The organism is Pseudomonas sp. NPDC088429, from assembly GCF_044753305.1.
Taxonomy (GTDB): Bacteria; Pseudomonadota; Gammaproteobacteria; order Pseudomonadales; family Pseudomonadaceae; genus Aquipseudomonas; species Aquipseudomonas rustica.
Genome location: NZ_JBIVMX010000047.1, coordinates 17,028 through 33,609, shown reverse-complemented (window position 1 = coordinate 33,609; position 16,582 = coordinate 17,028). Strand labels below are relative to the sequence as shown.

Below are 16,582 nucleotides of genomic sequence, written 5' to 3'. Positions count from 1 at the left end.
ATGCGGCGCCTTGCGCATCAACCTTTGTGGACGCTTTGCCTGTGAATTCTGTAACTGACCAACCTGTCGCCGTCTCCCTGACCCGCCCCGCGCGGATTCGTCTGGAGTTCAAAAACCTGCTCGCCCTCGCGCTGCCGATCATCATCGCGCAGCTGGCGACCACGGCCATGGGCTTCGTCGATGCGGTGATGGCCGGGCGCGTCGGGCCCAAGGATCTGGCAGCAGTGGCACTGGGCAACTCGATCTGGGTGCCGGTGTTTCTGTTAATGACCGGCACCCTGCTCGCCACCACGCCGAAAGTCGCCCAGCGCTACGGCGCCGGCAAGCACAGCGAGATCGGCCCGATCGTGCGTCAGGCGTTGTGGCTGGCGTTGGTGGTTGGCCTGATCGCGACCGCGATGCTGGTGGCCGCCGAACCGGTGCTGCACCTGATGAAGGTCGATCCCGAGCTGATCGGCCCGTGCATGCAATACCTGCACGGCATCGCCAGTGGTTTGCCGGCCGTGGCGTTTTATCACGTGCTGCGTTGCACCAGTGACGGCATCGGCCGAACCCGCCCGGCGATGGTGCTGGGTCTGTGCGGTCTGGCGCTGAATATTCCGCTGAACTACATCTTCATCTATGGCCACTTCGGCGTGCCAGCGATGGGCGGCGTCGGCTGCGGCTGGGCCACGGCAATCGTGATGTGGGTGATGGCGCTGGGTCTGGCCGGTTATGAGCGCTGGGCGCCGGCCTATCGTTCGAGCGAACTGTTCAGCCGTTTCGACTGGCCGCAGTGGGCGGTGATCAAGCGTTTACTGGCGATTGGTTTGCCGATTGGCATTGCGGTGTTTGCCGAATCGAGCATCTTTGCGGTGATCGCTCTGTTGATCGGCAGCCTCGGCGCCACGGTGGTGGCCGGGCATCAGATTGCGCTGAACGTCAGCTCGCTGGTGTTCATGATTCCGTATTCGCTGGGCATGGCCGTGACTGTACGGGTCGGTCAGGCATTGGGCCGTGAAGAGCCGCGTGAAGCGCGTTTTGCTGCTGGCGTCGGCATGGGCACGGCGCTGGCCTACGCCTGCCTGTCGGCGAGCATGATGCTGTTGCTGCGCGAGCCAATTGCGGCGATCTATACCGCCGACCCGACGGTGATTCACATCGCGGCGATGCTGATTGTGTACTCGGCGCTGTTCCAGTTTTCCGATGCGATTCAGGTTACTGCCGCCGGTGCGCTGCGCGGTTATCAGGACACCCGGGTGACGATGATTCTGACGCTGTTTGCGTATTGGGGCATTGGTTTGCCGGTGGGTTACGCCCTCGGCCTGACCGACTGGCTCGGCGAGCCACGTGGCCCGAGTGGGTTGTGGCAGGGTTTGATCGTTGGCCTGAGCTGCGCGGCGTTGATGCTGTCGATCCGCCTGACGCGCAGTGCGCGCAAGCGTATTCGGATCAGTCGTTCGGCAGGTTAAGGCCTGACTCGAGACAAAAAAATGTGGGAGCGAGCCTGCTCGCGAATGCGTTGTATCAGTCGCCATCCATAGTGACTGATATACCGCTTTCGCGAGCAGGCTCGCTCCCACATTTGGTTTTGCGTTTGCCTGGCGGTTACGCGTGTTTCTTGCGGATCCAGTACAGATACGTGCCGGCCTCTTCGTGTTGGCCGACCAGTTCATGGTCGAGAAACACGCAGAACTTGGGGATGTCGCGACGGGTCGACGGATCGGTGGCAATCACCTTGAGCAGGCCGCCGGGCACCAGGTCACGGATGTGCTGGTGCAACATCATTACCGGTTCCGGGCAGTTAAGGCCGGTGGCGTCGAGGGTGCCGTCGACCGGGGTATCGATCATTTCACTCATGATTTACTCCTGAAACTGGCCGGCATTGTCGCGCAATGCCGGGTGTTCGGTCATCTATAGCGTTAAACCGCATCCTATGTAGGAGCTGCCGAAGGCTGCGATCTTTTGATCTGGATCTTCAAAAACAAGATCAAAAGATCGCAGCCTTCGGCAGCTCCTACAGGGAGAATCAGCGGGATTTTGGTTTCTTGATGTCGTGACGGCGCAGGTGGCAGGTCACTTCTTCACGGTCGTGGTACAGCTGTTTGCAGCCGATATCGACCTTGATCCCGCGCGCTTTGAAGCCATCGGCGATGCGCTCAAGCAAACGCTTCACTTCGGCATAACGCTGCTTCATCGGCAACTTCAGGTTGACCACCGCCTCGCGGCAATGCCCCTCGCCGATCCACTCTTCGAGCATCGCTGCGTTACGCGCAGGCTTTTCGACGATGTCGCAGACCATCCAGTCCACCGGTTGCTTGGGCTTGAAGGTGAAACCGTCGGCCATCAAATGCTGCACCAGACCGGTGTCCATCAGGCTTTCCGCCATCGGGCCGTTGTCGATCGCCGTCACCAGCATGCCGCGATTGACCAGTTGCCAGGTCCAGCCGCCCGGCGCTGCGCCAAGGTCGACGCCGGTCATGTCACTGTGCAGACGATCTTCCCACTGATCACGCGGGATAAAGTGGTGCCAGGCTTCTTCCAGCTTCAACGTCGAACGGCTTGGTGCCTCGCGCGGAAACTTCAGGCGCGGAATGCCCATTGGCCACATCGCCGAGTTGCCAGCGTCCGCCATACCCAGAAACACTTCTCGGCCACTTTTGAAAGTCAGCAGCAGGCGCGGCTTACTGGCGTCGTCGACCAGTTTGCCGGCGCCGGTCAGCGCCTTCCGCAGCGGGCCTTCGAATTTCTTGCAGAAGTTCGACAGTTCCTTGCCGTCGTTAGTGTCGACGACCTCCAGCCACAGGCTGCCGCACACCGGGAACTCGGCCATGTGCGCGAGGATTACGCTGATGCGGTCGGTTTCCGGCAGATCGATAAATACGCCGCGCGCCCATTGGCGCGGGAAGATCAGCTCGGCGAAACGTTGGCCGCGCATCAGGCGCTCGGCGCCGTCTTCTTCGGTGCAGACAAACTCGGCGCAGGCAGTGGCCGCTTTGGCCTTGGCGTAACCGGCCACGTTGAGCTGGGCGGCGAGGTCGGAAATTTCCGAACAGACTTCGCCTTCGAAGCCTGGCCGGCAATGCATGAATAGGGTGTTCATTCTTACTCCTGGGCAGCGGGCGATCATTCGGCCCCTGCGCGATGCTCAAGCCTTGCGTTGAAGCAAAGCCTGTCACGAAAACCGGCGCATGATAGCCGATGTCGGAACCTTGGACTTGCCCATAGAGTCCAGTTATTAGCCAGCTAATGAAAACAGGGCTACGTTGATAGCTCTGCCCGTCCCCTCAATCCGTAGCCGTGCGGATTCAAAGGAGTGATCGTAATGCCGTCCCTCGATAGTCTGAAGACCCTCAAAACACTGCAGATTGACCAAAAGACCTACCACTATTTCAGCCTGCCGGATGCCGCCAAAAGCCTGGGCGATCTGGACAAGTTGCCGATGTCGTTGAAAGTCCTGCTGGAAAACCTGCTGCGCTGGGAAGATGAAAAAACTGTCACCGGCGCTGACCTCAAGGCGATTGCCGCGTGGCTCAAGGAGCGTCGCTCCGATCGGGAAATCCAGTACCGCCCTGCCCGCGTATTGATGCAAGACTTTACCGGGGTTCCCGCCGTGGTCGACCTCGCCGCCATGCGCGCGGCGATGGCCAAGGCCGGCGGCGACCCGCAGCGAATCAACCCGCTGTCACCGGTGGATCTGGTGATTGACCACTCGGTGATGGTCGACAAATTCGCCACGCCCAGCGCGTTCGAGCAGAACGTCGATATCGAAATGCAGCGCAACGGCGAGCGTTACGCCTTTCTCCGCTGGGGCCAGAGCGCCTTCGACAACTTCAGCGTAGTCCCGCCGGGCACCGGCATCTGCCACCAGGTCAACCTTGAATACCTCGGCCGCACCGTGTGGACAAAGGATGAAGACGGCCGCACCTATGCGTTCCCCGACACCCTGGTCGGCACCGACTCCCACACCACCATGATCAACGGCCTCGGCGTACTCGGCTGGGGCGTCGGCGGGATCGAGGCGGAAGCAGCGATGCTCGGGCAACCGGTGTCGATGCTGATTCCGGAAGTGATCGGCTTCAAACTGACCGGCAAACTAAAAGAAGGCATCACCGCCACTGACCTGGTGCTGACGGTTACGCAGATGCTGCGCAAGAAAGGCGTTGTCGGCAAATTCGTCGAATTCTATGGCGACGGCCTCGCTGACCTACCGCTGGCTGACCGCGCGACTATCGCCAACATGGCCCCGGAATACGGCGCGACGTGCGGTTTCTTCCCGGTCGACGACGTGACGCTGGAATATCTGCGTTTGTCCGGGCGTCCGCCGGAAACGGTGAAACTGGTCGAGGCGTATACCAAGGCTCAGGGCCTGTGGCGTCTGCCCGGTCAGGAACCGGTGTTCACCGATAGCCTGGCGCTGGACATGGGCAGCGTCGAAGCGAGTCTGGCCGGGCCGAAACGTCCGCAGGATCGCGTGTCGCTGCCCAATGTGCCGCAAGCCTTCAGCGACTTCATCGATCTGCAATTCAAACCTACCAGTAAAGATGAAGGACGCCTGGAAAGTGAGGGCGGTGGTGGCGTGGCGGTGGGCAATGCCGATCTGGTTGGCGAAACCGAATATGAATACGAAGGGCACACCTATCGTCTGAAAAACGGTGCGGTGGTGATCGCGGCAATAACCTCCTGCACCAACACCTCCAACCCGAGCGTGATGATGGCGGCCGGTCTGCTGGCGAAAAAAGCCGTGGAAAAAGGCCTGACCCGCAAGCCATGGGTGAAGAGTTCGCTGGCGCCGGGCTCGAAAGTGGTTACCGACTACTACAAGGCTGCCGGGCTGACGCAATACCTCGACCAGCTCGGGTTTTCGCTGGTCGGCTACGGCTGCACCACCTGCATCGGCAACTCCGGGCCGTTGCCCGAGCCGATTGAAAAAGCCATCCAGAAAGCCGATCTCACCGTTGCCTCGGTGCTGTCCGGCAACCGCAACTTTGAAGGTCGTGTGCATCCATTGGTGAAAACCAACTGGCTGGCCTCGCCGCCGCTGGTGGTCGCCTATGCCTTGGCCGGCAGCGTGCGCAGCGACATCAGCAGCGAACCGCTGGGCGAGGACAAGCAAGGCAATCCGGTGTACTTGCGCGATATCTGGCCAAGCAGCAAAGAAATCGCCGACGCGGTCAGCCAGGTCAACACCGCGATGTTTCACAAGGAATACGCCGAGGTGTTCGCCGGTGATGAGCAATGGCAAGCCATCGAGGTGCCGCAAGCCGCCACCTATGTTTGGCAGGACGATTCGACTTATATCCAGCATCCACCGTTTTTCGACGATATTTCCGGGCCGTTGCCGGAAATCAAAGACGTCAAAGGCGCTCGCGTTCTGGCCTTGCTCGGCGACTCGGTGACCACCGACCACATCTCCCCCGCCGGCAACATCAAGGCTGACAGCCCCGCCGGCGAGTATCTTCGTGAAAAAGGCGTGGAACCGCGGGACTTCAACTCCTACGGCTCACGCCGCGGCAATCACGAAGTGATGATGCGCGGCACCTTCGCCAACATCCGTATTCGTAACGAGATGCTTGGCGGTGAAGAAGGTGGCAACACCATCTACATTCCGACCGGCGAGAAACTGGCGATCTACGACGCGGCCATGAAATATCAGGCTTCGGGCACGCCGCTGGTGGTGATTGCCGGGCAGGAATATGGCACCGGTTCAAGTCGTGACTGGGCGGCCAAGGGTACGAATCTGCTGGGCGTGAAAGCGGTGATTGCCGAGAGTTTTGAACGGATTCACCGTTCCAACCTGGTGGGCATGGGCGTGTTGCCGTTGCAGTTCAAGCTCGATCAGAACCGCAAGAGCCTGAATCTGACGGGCAAGGAGACGTTTGAGATCAAGGGTTTGACCGGGGTTGAACTGACACCGCGGATGAATTTGCCATTGGTAATCACCCGCGAAGATGGGCGTCAGGAGAAAATCGAGGTGCTGTGCCGGATCGATACGTTGAATGAGGTGGAGTACTTCAAATCAGGAGGGATCCTGCATTACGTGCTGCGCCAACTCATCGCTTCCTGATTGACGCTATACCTGTGGCGAGGGGATTTATCCCCGATGGACTGCGCAGCAGGCCCTTCTTTTGGGGGTCGCTTCGCAACCCATCGGGGATAAATCCCCTCACCACAATGTCATTCGCCACAAATTCCTGTGATTTTCCAGAGGCAAAAAAAAACCCGCCGAAGCGGGTTTTTCCCAAGACCATTATCGACTCCCTGTCGGCAGCGATCCTTGCAAATGGTCGATCATCCGTGATCCTGAAACACTCCCTGTGTCTCAGTTGATGTGGCTAGATTAACCGTGGGATCCAATCGGCAATAGTCGACATAGCTACCATCGCGTGTAGGACATTCGCCATAGCGACCCTTCCGAAAACCCTTAGACGTGTCAGGCGTCGAGCATGGAAGCGGCGATCTGCGCAACTTTCAGCTGCCCAGAGGCCTGCTCGAGTGCGTCATCTTCCAAAAACCATGCGGCGGATAATCCGGCGAACGCCAGCACCCATTGCAGCAGTCTTTGGCGATCCAGCCCGGCGGCGTCGGTTATCACCTCAAGCTGTCCGCGGAAACGTTGGGGATTGGTGGCTGAGGGCAGATCGGGATTGCAAATCAAATTGGCGTAGTCAAAACCGCGCTCGCCCGTGACCCGCTTCGGGTCGATGGCCAACCAGCCACGCTCACCGAAATCCAGCACATTGTCGTGATGCATGTCGCCGTGCAACACCACCACGTCGTGCGGATTGGCGAGCAATGTTTCCGCCGTTTCCAGGCTTAAGCCGTAGAGACCGCCATGCTGGGCCGCAGCGATTCGCAGCGAAGCAAACCACGGCCCCAGCTCCACCAACGGCGGCGGTGGCGTCGCGCGCGGTGCATGCAGCCGCGCCAGCGCCGCACACAGAATCCGGCTTGCCTCGTCGTCCTCGCCATTCAGCGCCATGTGCATCAGCGAACGCCGGCCCATGGCCCGCTCCATCAGCAAGCCATCCTCGTGATGCGCCAGCACCTGCGCGGCGCCATTGCCGTCCCACCAGGACATCAGTTGGTTGCCGATTTTTTCATCGGCGTCCATCGCCACTTTGAGCATCGCCGGGGTGTTGCCTTGGCGCACCGGCAGTAAACGGCTGCCGAGAGTGATGATCGGCTCGCCGTCCGACACCAATGACCAACGCTGCAGCCACGGTTGGAAAATGTCAGCCACCGTCACGCGCTCGGGCCTTGGCACTTTCGGTCAGGAACTGTTCAAGTCGGCTCAGTTGCTCCTCCCAGCCGCGGCTGTCCATGAAATAAGCCTCTTTCTGGCGAATATCGGGGATATGCGCGAAACCTGACTCGGAAACCTTGAGCAGTGTGCCGTCTTCGTAATCCTGCAGCTCGAACCTGACCAATGTGGTCGGTTCCTGGGAATAGTCGATCTTCGGATTCACCGCATACGGGTGCCAGCGAAACGAGAACAACTGCTGCGGCTCGACCCGCTCGATCAGCACATTCCACAACACGTGTTCATAACCCGGATACGTGACCTGCCCTTGCGTCCATTCACCGGCAATAAACCGCCTGCCCTCCAGCGCCACGCCAAACCACTGGCCAAACGCCTCGGCGTCGACCAATGCACGCCAGACATGAGAACGCGGCGCCTTCAGCGAAATCTTGCGTTCGAAACTATTGGGTACTGGTTTCATACGTCACCTCCTGTTCTGAACACTAGGCTTGTATGACCACATGTCCAATGTGAAGTTGTATCAAACCGGTGCAAAAGAGAAACATCCGGCTGCAATTCCCGCCCGCTGATTGCGTGGATCCAGCCACCGTTACGACGGCCAAGCTGTTACCGTTTCCAGCGAGATCGAACCACACAAGGACGTATCATGCAGCCTTCTCTCGCCGAACGTTATCGCGGCGCCCTGCTCGGCCTGGCTTGCGGCGACGCGGTTGGTACTACAGTTGAGTTCAAACCGCGGGGATCATTCCAACCGTTGACCGATATGATCGGAGGCGGCCCGTTCCGGCTCAAACCGGGGCAATGGACTGATGACACTTCGATGGCGCTGTGTCTGGCGGAAAGTCTGCTGAACAAAAACGGATTCAATGCTGCTGATCAAATGGGCCGCTACCTCAACTGGTGGCAATGGGGTTATCTGAGTTCGACTGGTGAGTGTTTTGATATCGGGATGACCGTCAGTCGGGCACTGGAGCAATACCAACAGACGTCAGATCCCTTTGCGGGCTCAACCGATCCGTACAGCGCCGGCAATGGCTCACTAATGCGTCTGGCACCGGTGGTGCTGTTTTACTTTCCTGATGCCCAGCAGATCCAGACCTTTGCCGCCGACAGTTCACGAACCACCCACGCCGCAGCTGAAGCCATCGAGTGTTGCCAATTATTGGCAGGGCTGACTGCCAAGTCTCTTGAAGGCGCAACCAAGGCAGAGCTTCGCCAACTGCCATCAGCCAATTTCTCGCAACCCAAAGTCGCTGCGATTGCTCGCGGGGATTACCTTGGCAAAACCCACGCGGACATAAAAGGCAGCGGCTACAGCGTGCAGTCGCTGGAAGCGGCGCTGTGGTGCTTTCAGCAAACCGACAGCTTTGCCGCTGCGATTCTGCTGGCCGCCAATCTGGGTGATGATGCCGACACCACCGCCGCGATCACCGGCCAACTGGCCGGTGCTTATTACGGCGAGCGTGGTATCCCGGAACACTGGCTGGATAAACTGCATGACGGCGCCGAAATTGCGGCGACTGCAGATCGATTGCTTGACGCCTCCAGATTGCGTACGCCTGAATAGGCTCGGCGTAGTCGCTACACTGCCTGACACTTTCTATCGACATAGCGAGAATCCTCATGTCCCCACGCCTGTTGCTGGCCCTGACGCCATTACTATTCCCCTCCCTCGCCCACGCCGCCGTCGACTGCGCCAACGCCAGCGATCAGGCAACGATGAACCAGTGCGCCGGGCAGGATTTCAAAGCGGCGGATAAAGAGTTGAATGCGGTGTCTCAGCAGATTACCGGGCGCTTGAAGGACAACCCTGAGGGCAAGAAGCTGTTGGTCAGTGCGCAGCGGGCGTGGGTCGGGTTCCGTGATGCGGAGTGCAAGTTTTCGGCATCCGGGGTCGCGGGCGGGAGTGTTTATCCGTTGATTTACAGCAATTGCCTGACGAGTGTGACCAAAGTGCGGGTTGAGGCGCTGAAAGAATATTTGAAGTGCGAGGAAGGTGACATGAGTTGCCCGGTGCCGGGGGCCTGAGTTTTGCGGCGGTTGTGAGGGCCTCTTCGCGAGCAGGCTCGCTCCCACACTTGAAATGCATTCCAATGTGGGAGCGAGCCTGCTCGCGATGACGTCAGTGCGGACGCCGCCGATTATCGGACAAATATCTGCGCCGTGGTAATCGCCATATCCCCCCCTGGCAATTTGATGCTCCCGACCTGTTTCATCGTCTCGGCATCAAAAATCGCCACGTCATTAAACGTCCCGGCCAGATAGATCTTGCTGCCCTCCTTATTGAACGAAATGCAGTAATAGGAGTGCTCCAGCGTCGCCGCCTGGATGAGTTTCTTCTGTTTGATGTCGTACTTGGCCAGCCGGTTGAGCACGCCAAACATCAGGTTCGGATCCTTCGGCGAGCGCATGCCGCTGAAGTAGATTTCAGTCAGCGGCCCGAAGTCCGTGGTTTCGGTCTTCCCGGTTTTCAGGTCGATGCTGAACAGTCCGTACAGATATTCGGCGGTGGCTGGATCCTGCTTCTTGTCCTTGAATTTCGCCGTGGTATAGAGCAGCGAAAAATCATGGCGGAAGGTCTGCTGGTTCCACACATACAGAACGTCCGGCGCACTGTAGTTCGCGCGTTTCCAATGGCGACTGGGGATCAATACGTCGAACTTGCCGCTCTGTACATCGACCTTGTAAACATCAGCACCCGCGACATACAGCGTGCCGTCATCGCCACTTTGCATGATGGTCAACTGCCGAGGCGCCGGGAAACTGCGCACTGGTTTTGCATTCATCCCGGCATCGGTCGCATAGACATCCAGACGTGGCTGTTTCACCTCATAACGGTCGTTGAGCATCTGCGTCGGGTTAGCAATGGTGTACAGCTCTTTACCGTCGTGGCTGACGGTGAACGCGAACATCGAGCGCGCCTTCTCCCCCGGTTGCTGGGTGATGCTGGCGTGGAATACCTGTTTGCAACTGTCCAGCTCGACACCGTAAACGTCGGCGTAATGGTTGTTCAGCACATACGCGGTCTTGCGATCCGGTGACAACTGCACGGTGCCGGGGCCAAACGCGTCGGGCATCTTGCAGGTCTTGTACAGACTGTCGGTGGCCAGATCGAGGACGTGCAGGTTGTTTGGGTAATTAGTGGTCACCATGTACTCGTGACCGTCTTGCAGCGCGGTGTTTTCATCGGCCAGAACGCTGAACGAGCAGACGCTCAGCGCGGCGAACGCGGCCAGGCCGCAGGCTTTGATGCTACGCATACTGGAATCCTTCTTCTTGTCCGGGGCGATCACTTGTCTTTGGGGAAGACCGTGCCGAGGTTGCGCCAGTTGTCGTTGGACGCCTGGGCATCCTTGTTCCAGTCCGGGTAAGTGCTCATCATGTCCGGCACCTGCGCCGGCCACCAGCACGGATCGGAGCAGCCATACAGGTCAGCTTCCATCGGCTGGCACAGCGACGACACGCCGCCAAACGCATCGATTTCCCAACCCGGATCAGTGGTCGATGCGCAGCCCGCCACCGAACTCATCGCCACCACTTCTTCGATGCGGTTTTCCTCCGCGGCCTGATCGAGCTTCAACGCTTTGTTATTGATTGCCTTGAGATGTTTCATATCAGTGAGCCTTGCGCGGAGTGATGTAGCTGCTGATAAACGCAGGGTTATTGGCCATGATCCGGGTGTAGACCTCGATGCCGAAGTCGACCCAGTCGCGCATCAATTCGCAGTAGTGATACGTCGGGTGAGTCGGGTCGCCGTAGCGCGCGTAACTCTCGTGGTAGCAGCCGCCGGAGCACAGGTTGCGGATCTGGCAATCCTCACAACCGGTGTTGCTGCGATCCAGACGCTGCGACAGAAAGTCGTTCAATTCGACCTGTTTCACGCCGCTGTGCACGTTGCCGAAAGTCGGCAGCGTTGAGCCGGTAAAGCGGTGGCACAAATTGAGTTCGCCCTTGTGATCAACCGCCAACATCTTCAGTCCCGCGCCACACGGCAGGGCTTTTTTGTGGCCTTCGTGGATATCGGTAATCAACTGATGCAGGTTGGAAAAGCCAATATTTCGGTGCTCCAGCGCCGCTTCCAGATAACGTCGACCGAGACGCTTCATGCTGGCGAAGACTTCAATCAGTTCGTCGCTGCTGAGGTTGAAACTGCTGATATCACCGGAGGTCACCGGGGCAAAACCGACCTCGGCAAAACCCAGCTCGTTGAAAAGGTGATCCCAGATTGTTTCGACGTCGGTGACGCCAGTGGTCAGCGTCACGCGCGCACCGACCGGACGGCTGTTGTAGCGCGACAAGAGCATCTCGGCTTTACGTCGCACCACGTCGTAGGTGCCCTGCCCGCCCACAGTGATGCGGTTGCGGTCGTGCACGGTTTTCGGCCCGTCGATGCTCACCGACAAGCCGAAGCGGTGGGCGTTGAGGTAGTCGACGGTGTCTTCGGTCAGCAGCGTGGCGTTGGTGGTCATGACGAATTCGACGAACTTGCCGGCCTCGCGAAAACGCTTCTCGCAGTAGTCGACCATGTACTCGATCAGCTTGCGATTGCTCAGCGGTTCGCCACCGAAAAACACCACGGTGAAACGCTCTTCATCCGGCGATTCACGCAAGAGCATTTCCACCGAAGCGATGGCGGTTTCGACGTCCATTTTCTTGCCGGCGGACGGCTTGTCGAGGTCTTCCTTGTAGCAATAAGTGCAGCTCAGGTTGCAGCCGGTGTTGACGTTGAGCACCACGGTGTTGATCGCGGTGCGCTCGACGCGTTTGGCCGCGATGTCCGGGGTCAGTGGCGAACCGTCGCTGACCAGTTCCAGCGAGATCAGCTCGCGCAGGGTCTCGTTGATTTCCTCGCCGCTGAAGCGCGCGGCGAGGCGTTCGATCAGGTCTTCCGAAGAACAGCCGGGGCCGCGCAAGGTGTCGATGATGGTGCCGGTCAGATCATCGCTAGCAAACAGCGAACTGCTGGGAATGTGAAACAGCATGCGGTCGGCGTCGACGTGCACTTCGTGCAGATTACGTTCAACCAGATTCAAGATAGCGCCCATTGCAAACCTCCTGTGCAGGCCCCGCTTGGCGTGGCTTGCGGTCATTCCGAAAAGTGTCTGAAGCGTGTGCGTTCAAGCCAACTCAAGGAATGGGTGGATTGTTCCAGCGTTGCACGGTGACGATCAGATGGCCTTCGCCGGTGAGGGATTTCCCCGCATCGTCGACGGCGGCGATCACCTTGAGATTGCCGGCGTTGTTGGTGGACATTTTCCGCGCCGGATTCGGCCCGGCATCGCCCGGTGTGAACACGCCGGCGTCGGCCTGCATGGTGCCGGCAAACTTGACGTCCTCATCCTCTTTGGCGCGATCGTCGAAGGCTTCGACCTTCCACTGCGCCGGGAACACGCCGATGCGATACGGCTTGCCATCGGCGCCCTTGCCCCAGGCTTCGGCGTCGAAACGGCCCTGGACTTTCGGCGTCGAACCACCGCCCTCACCGATCCGCGCCACGGAGAATTCCGGCACGACTTTGACCGAGGCGATGCTGTTGTAAACCGACAGGCTCGGGCCTTTCAACGCACCAATGCTGACGGCGCGCAGACCCGGTTGGGCATTGGCGGCGGTTTTGATTTTGACTCTGATTCTCTCGGCGTTTTGCTCGACGACTTCGACAACTTCCAAGCCTTTGCCGAAGTTCGGTTTGCCGCTCAGACCGCTGCCGATCAAGGTCACTTCGGTTTCGCTGCCGACCTTCACGTAACCCGGCTGCACGGCGAGCAAACGTTGCGAGCCTTGTTTGGCGGCGACGAAATCGAGACCGCGTTCATCGTGCTCGGCCTCAAACATGCGCCCTTGCATCGCATTGCCCTGCGCGGCGAACACCTGGCGCATGGTCACGCCATCGACGCTGACGTTGCCGCGCCATTCGTAGCCGCTGTAGAGGATCGCGCTGCCGTCGCCATTGAATGCGCTGCCATCGGCGTATTGGCCTTTGACGCTGACCTTGAAAGTGTCGGTGCCATCGGCAGATACGCTCATCAGGCCAGCGACTTCACCCTTGCCCGGCAGGTGACCGCTGAAGCTCCAGTCGCCGATCAACGCTTCGGCTTTCGGCGCGGTTTTCAGCCATTTCTGCCACGCTGGATTGTCCAGCGGATAACGCTTGGCCAATAGCGGCACCATCTCTTTGCGGGCAATATCGAACCAGTCGCGATCATGGGACATGGCCTGATATTCCAGCGACGGCCATTGACCGAGGTGGAAATTCACCAAGCGTTCCCACTCCTGCGCCGGACGCCGTTGCAAGGCAATGCGCGCCCCGGAGTGGCAGCGCCCGCACATCTGCGCGGTCTTTTCATCAAATTGTTCGACGGTGTTCAACCGACGCTCCAGCGCGTAACGCACGCCATCAGTTTCACTTGGCGCCAGGCCTTGGGTGTCGGCCAGGTATTTGACCAGGGTACGGCGGTCGTCATCGCTGATCTGCAGACCGTGCATGGTCTGCATGCGGGCGATGCTCATCAGCCAGCCTTCCGGGGTCTTGCGCTGGTGGCTGATGCGGCTCAGGGCGCTGTCGGCCTCGGGGGTGTGGCAGCCCTGACAGGTTTCTTTCAGGATGGTCTGGGCATCGCGGGCAGCCAGGCTGTGCGGCGAATACAGGGCCACGCAAGCGGCCACGGCCAGCAGGCTGGCGCTCATGCCTGATCGGAGTCTTCTCTTCATCAACGTCGAACCTCGCACGGTGCTTTCTTATTGTTGTCGCTTATCGTTTTTATGGTTTCTGCCGTCAGCGGTGTCACGCCGACGGAGGCAAGAGAAACGTCTGTGATGAGCAATACACGGAGCGTGCCAGCTTGCGGATAAGCTTTTCAATCAAGCATTTACGTGAAGATCACTGCGTTGCAGGGGTGGCGGGGATGTCGACTGGCGTCCAATTTCGCGACAACTGTTGCAGTGTGAGACAAGCATAGTTGTCGCGGGGTCGGGTGCGTTGGGTCAGCGGACGGAATTGTCAGGGTGAAACTGGTATTTCCCGCAGGACTGGCAACACCTTTGGCATGGTCGTTGAGCGTAATCTCTGGCCGCTGACTCCTTGGATTTTCGGGAAGCGACTTCGAGCCGATTTCCCCACCAAAACGCAAACGCGATCAGCAAAATCATGCTGAGTGACCATAGGCCCATGATGATATAAAAACTCATGATTTCTCCTCGAACAGGGCAACAGCATAAGAGGCAAGAAGTACGAAAAAACTACTGACAGCCATCGCTGCACTTGCCCGAATCGTGTTGGCATCGCTACCGTCGCCAATCACCAGCGAAGCTCCGCCTGTCACCATAAATCCAGTACCGATACCCATCATTAAACTGGTTATCCATCGAATGCTTTTGTTGTTCATCGACATCCTTGTGAAGAACTGAACCTGCCAATTCCATGGCAGGAAAACTGAAAAACTGCAGTGATGATCCCATCAGCCCTTAGTGCCGAATACTGCCTATCAACATTCGATAAGCCGCTGGATAAAGAACTTAGCTCGAACCTCTTCAATCCACCAGATGCCCTAAATCAACAGCGCAGCGACTCTTCCTACAGCAGTTCGGCCACTGTTTCGTCCGGCGCCTGCCAGGCCTGATCCGATCCGTATCTTGCATCTCAATGACTGTCGCGTTTTGCGACAAATTCACCTTTCCGCGCGCCTCAACATCCACCTCTCATGCCCGGCACAACAGGCTCGCAAGCCTTCCTGAGGCATTTGGCACAGCCATTGCGAAAGCCCTCTCAACGACAACGAACAACAAGAGGCTTCGCCATGTCCCTTCCGCATCTGCTCCCTGCCACTTCAGCTTTTATCCAGCGCGCACCGCGCATGTTGATCGGCGGCGCTTGGGTCGAGGCCGCCGACGGCCAGACCATGCCATTACACAACCCCGCCACTGGTGAAGTCCTCTGCGTGGTGCCCCGCGCCACACCGGAGGATGTCGACCGCGCAGTGCTCGCCGCGCGTCAGGCCTTCGATGATTCCGCCTGGAGCCGCACCCGTCCACGCGAGCGGCAAAACCTGTTGTGGAAACTCGCCGATCTGATGGAGCGCGACGCCGAACTGCTGGCGCAACTGGAATGCCTGAACAATGGCAAGAGCGCAGCAGTGGCGCAGGTAATGGACGTGCAACTGGCCATCGATTTTCTGCGTTACATGGCCGGTTGGGCGACAAAAATCGAAGGATCCAGCGTCGAGGTGTCGCTGCCGCTGATGCCGAATGATCAGTTCCACAGTTTCATTCGCCGCGAAGCCGTCGGCGTGGTCGGCGCCATCGTCGCCTGGAATTTCCCGCTGTTGCTGGCCTGCTGGAAACTCGGCCCGGCGCTGGCCACCGGTTGCACCGTGGTGCTCAAACCCGCCGATGAGACGCCACTGACCGCGCTGAAACTGGCCGAACTGGTGCTGGAAGCGGGTTACCCGGAGGGCGTGTTCAACGTGGTCACCGGCACCGGGATCACTGCCGGGTCGGCGCTGACGCACAACCCGTTGGTCGACAAACTGACTTTCACCGGATCCACCGCTGTCGGCAAACAGATCGGCAAGATCGCCATGGATTCGATGACCCGCGTCACCTTGGAACTGGGCGGCAAATCGCCGACCATCGTCATGGCCGACGCCGACCTGAAATCCGCCGCAGCGGGCGCGGCCAGTGCGATTTTCTTCAACCAGGGCCAGGTCTGCTGCGCCGGTTCCCGGCTGTATGTGCAGCGCAAGCATTTCGACAATGTCGTCGCCGATATCAGCGACATCGCCAACGCGATGAAGATGGGCAACGGCCTCGACCCAAGCGTCGAGATGGGCCCGCTGATTTCCGCGCGCCAGCAGGAACGCGTCTACAACTACATCGAGATGGGTCGCGAAAGTGGCGCGACCATCGCTTGTGGTGGCGAGCAATTCGGGCCGGGTTTTTTCGTTAAACCGACGGTGATCGTCGATGTCGATCAGAAACACTCGCTGGTGCAGGAAGAGATTTTCGGCCCGGTGCTGGTGGCGATTCCGTTTGATGACGAGGCCGATGCGCTGCGCATGGCCAATGACAGTCCTTATGGTTTGGGCGCGAGTATCTGGTCGAATGATCTGGCGGCGGTGCACCGGATGATTCCGCGGATCAAGTCGGGATCGGTGTGGGTCAACTGCCACAGCGCGCTGGATCCGGCGCTGCCGTTTGGTGGGTACAAAATGTCCGGGGTCGGGCGGGAAATGGGGTATGCGGCGATTGAGCATTACACCGAGCTGAAGTCGGTGTTGATAAAGTTGTAGAGATCAACAGCACCCTCACCCCAGCCCTCTCCCGGAGGGAGAGGGGGCCGACCGA

General features: G+C 59.1%; 14 protein-coding genes. 5 read left to right on the top strand and 9 right to left on the bottom strand.

From position 1 onward, the window contains the following. Nucleotides 1-41 precede the first annotated feature (41 nt). Nucleotides 42-1,451: an MATE family efflux transporter gene (locus ACIP66_RS20560; protein ID WP_212551172.1), complete on the top strand. Its 1,410-nt coding sequence runs from the start codon at nucleotides 42-44 to the stop codon at nucleotides 1,449-1,451. A gap of 136 nt (nucleotides 1,452-1,587) precedes the next feature. Here ACIP66_RS20560 and tusA read toward each other — a convergent pair whose 3' ends face one another. After that, nucleotides 1,588-1,839: a sulfurtransferase TusA gene (gene tusA, locus ACIP66_RS20555; RefSeq protein WP_025111044.1), complete on the bottom strand. Its 252-nt coding sequence runs from the start codon at nucleotides 1,837-1,839 to the stop codon at nucleotides 1,588-1,590. Nucleotides 1,840-2,008: 169 nt separating this feature from the next. Continuing rightward, the gene (rlmM, locus tag ACIP66_RS20550) at nucleotides 2,009-3,082 is read right to left on the bottom strand and encodes a 23S rRNA (cytidine(2498)-2'-O)-methyltransferase RlmM (protein ID WP_400650430.1); all 1,074 of its coding nucleotides are present in this window, start codon (nucleotides 3,080-3,082) and stop codon (nucleotides 2,009-2,011) included. A gap of 222 nt (nucleotides 3,083-3,304) precedes the next feature. On the opposite strand from rlmM, the gene acnA reads away from it, so the two are divergent. Beyond that, nucleotides 3,305-6,046, top strand: a complete 2,742-nt coding sequence (acnA, locus tag ACIP66_RS20545; RefSeq protein ID WP_053122114.1) for an aconitate hydratase AcnA — start codon at nucleotides 3,305-3,307, stop codon at nucleotides 6,044-6,046. Between the two features lie 366 nt (nucleotides 6,047-6,412). Here acnA and ACIP66_RS20540 read toward each other — a convergent pair whose 3' ends face one another. After that, nucleotides 6,413-7,228 (bottom strand): aminoglycoside phosphotransferase family protein, encoded by an 816-nt coding sequence (locus ACIP66_RS20540; RefSeq protein WP_400650428.1) that lies wholly within the window; start codon nucleotides 7,226-7,228, stop codon nucleotides 6,413-6,415. After that, on the bottom strand, nucleotides 7,215-7,703 hold the full coding sequence (locus ACIP66_RS20535; RefSeq protein ID WP_212545619.1) for an SRPBCC family protein: 489 nt from the start codon (nucleotides 7,701-7,703) through the stop codon (nucleotides 7,215-7,217). The genes ACIP66_RS20540 and ACIP66_RS20535 overlap by 14 nt, the downstream gene beginning before the upstream one ends. A gap of 186 nt (nucleotides 7,704-7,889) precedes the next feature. On the opposite strand from ACIP66_RS20535, the gene ACIP66_RS20530 reads away from it, so the two are divergent. Next, on the top strand, nucleotides 7,890-8,810 hold the full coding sequence (locus ACIP66_RS20530; RefSeq protein WP_400650424.1) for an ADP-ribosylglycohydrolase family protein: 921 nt from the start codon (nucleotides 7,890-7,892) through the stop codon (nucleotides 8,808-8,810). 56 nt (nucleotides 8,811-8,866) lie between these two features. Beyond that, nucleotides 8,867-9,271 carry a lysozyme inhibitor LprI family protein gene (locus tag ACIP66_RS20525; RefSeq protein WP_400650421.1) on the top strand — a complete coding sequence of 135 codons (405 nt, stop codon included), beginning with the start codon at nucleotides 8,867-8,869 and terminating at the stop codon, nucleotides 9,269-9,271. A 113-nt stretch (nucleotides 9,272-9,384) separates the two neighbouring features. Here ACIP66_RS20525 and peaD read toward each other — a convergent pair whose 3' ends face one another. The 5 genes from peaD to ACIP66_RS20500 form a co-directional block, all read right to left on the bottom strand. Further along, entirely contained in the window at nucleotides 9,385-10,503 is a 1,119-nt protein-coding gene (gene peaD, locus ACIP66_RS20520; protein ID WP_282357778.1) for a quinohemoprotein amine dehydrogenase subunit beta, read from the bottom strand. Nucleotides 10,504-10,532: 29 nt separating this feature from the next. Next, a complete protein-coding gene (gene qhpC / locus ACIP66_RS20515; RefSeq protein ID WP_064117830.1) occupies nucleotides 10,533-10,856 on the bottom strand; it encodes a quinohemoprotein amine dehydrogenase subunit gamma in 324 nt (107 codons plus the stop codon). A gap of 1 nt (nucleotide 10,857) precedes the next feature. Beyond that, entirely contained in the window at nucleotides 10,858-12,288 is a 1,431-nt protein-coding gene (gene peaB / locus ACIP66_RS20510) for a quinohemoprotein amine dehydrogenase maturation protein (RefSeq protein WP_400650418.1), read from the bottom strand. An 82-nt stretch (nucleotides 12,289-12,370) separates the two neighbouring features. Then, nucleotides 12,371-13,951, bottom strand: coding sequence for a quinohemoprotein amine dehydrogenase subunit alpha (gene peaA, locus ACIP66_RS20505; RefSeq protein WP_400650415.1), 1,581 nt, complete (start codon nucleotides 13,949-13,951; stop codon nucleotides 12,371-12,373). A 473-nt stretch (nucleotides 13,952-14,424) separates the two neighbouring features. Beyond that, on the bottom strand, nucleotides 14,425-14,625 hold the full coding sequence (locus ACIP66_RS20500) for a hypothetical protein (RefSeq protein ID WP_282357775.1): 201 nt from the start codon (nucleotides 14,623-14,625) through the stop codon (nucleotides 14,425-14,427). A gap of 411 nt (nucleotides 14,626-15,036) precedes the next feature. On the opposite strand from ACIP66_RS20500, the gene ACIP66_RS20495 reads away from it, so the two are divergent. Further along, a complete protein-coding gene (locus ACIP66_RS20495) occupies nucleotides 15,037-16,527 on the top strand; it encodes an aldehyde dehydrogenase family protein (RefSeq protein ID WP_400650413.1) in 1,491 nt (496 codons plus the stop codon). Nucleotides 16,528-16,582: the final 55 nt, after the last annotated feature.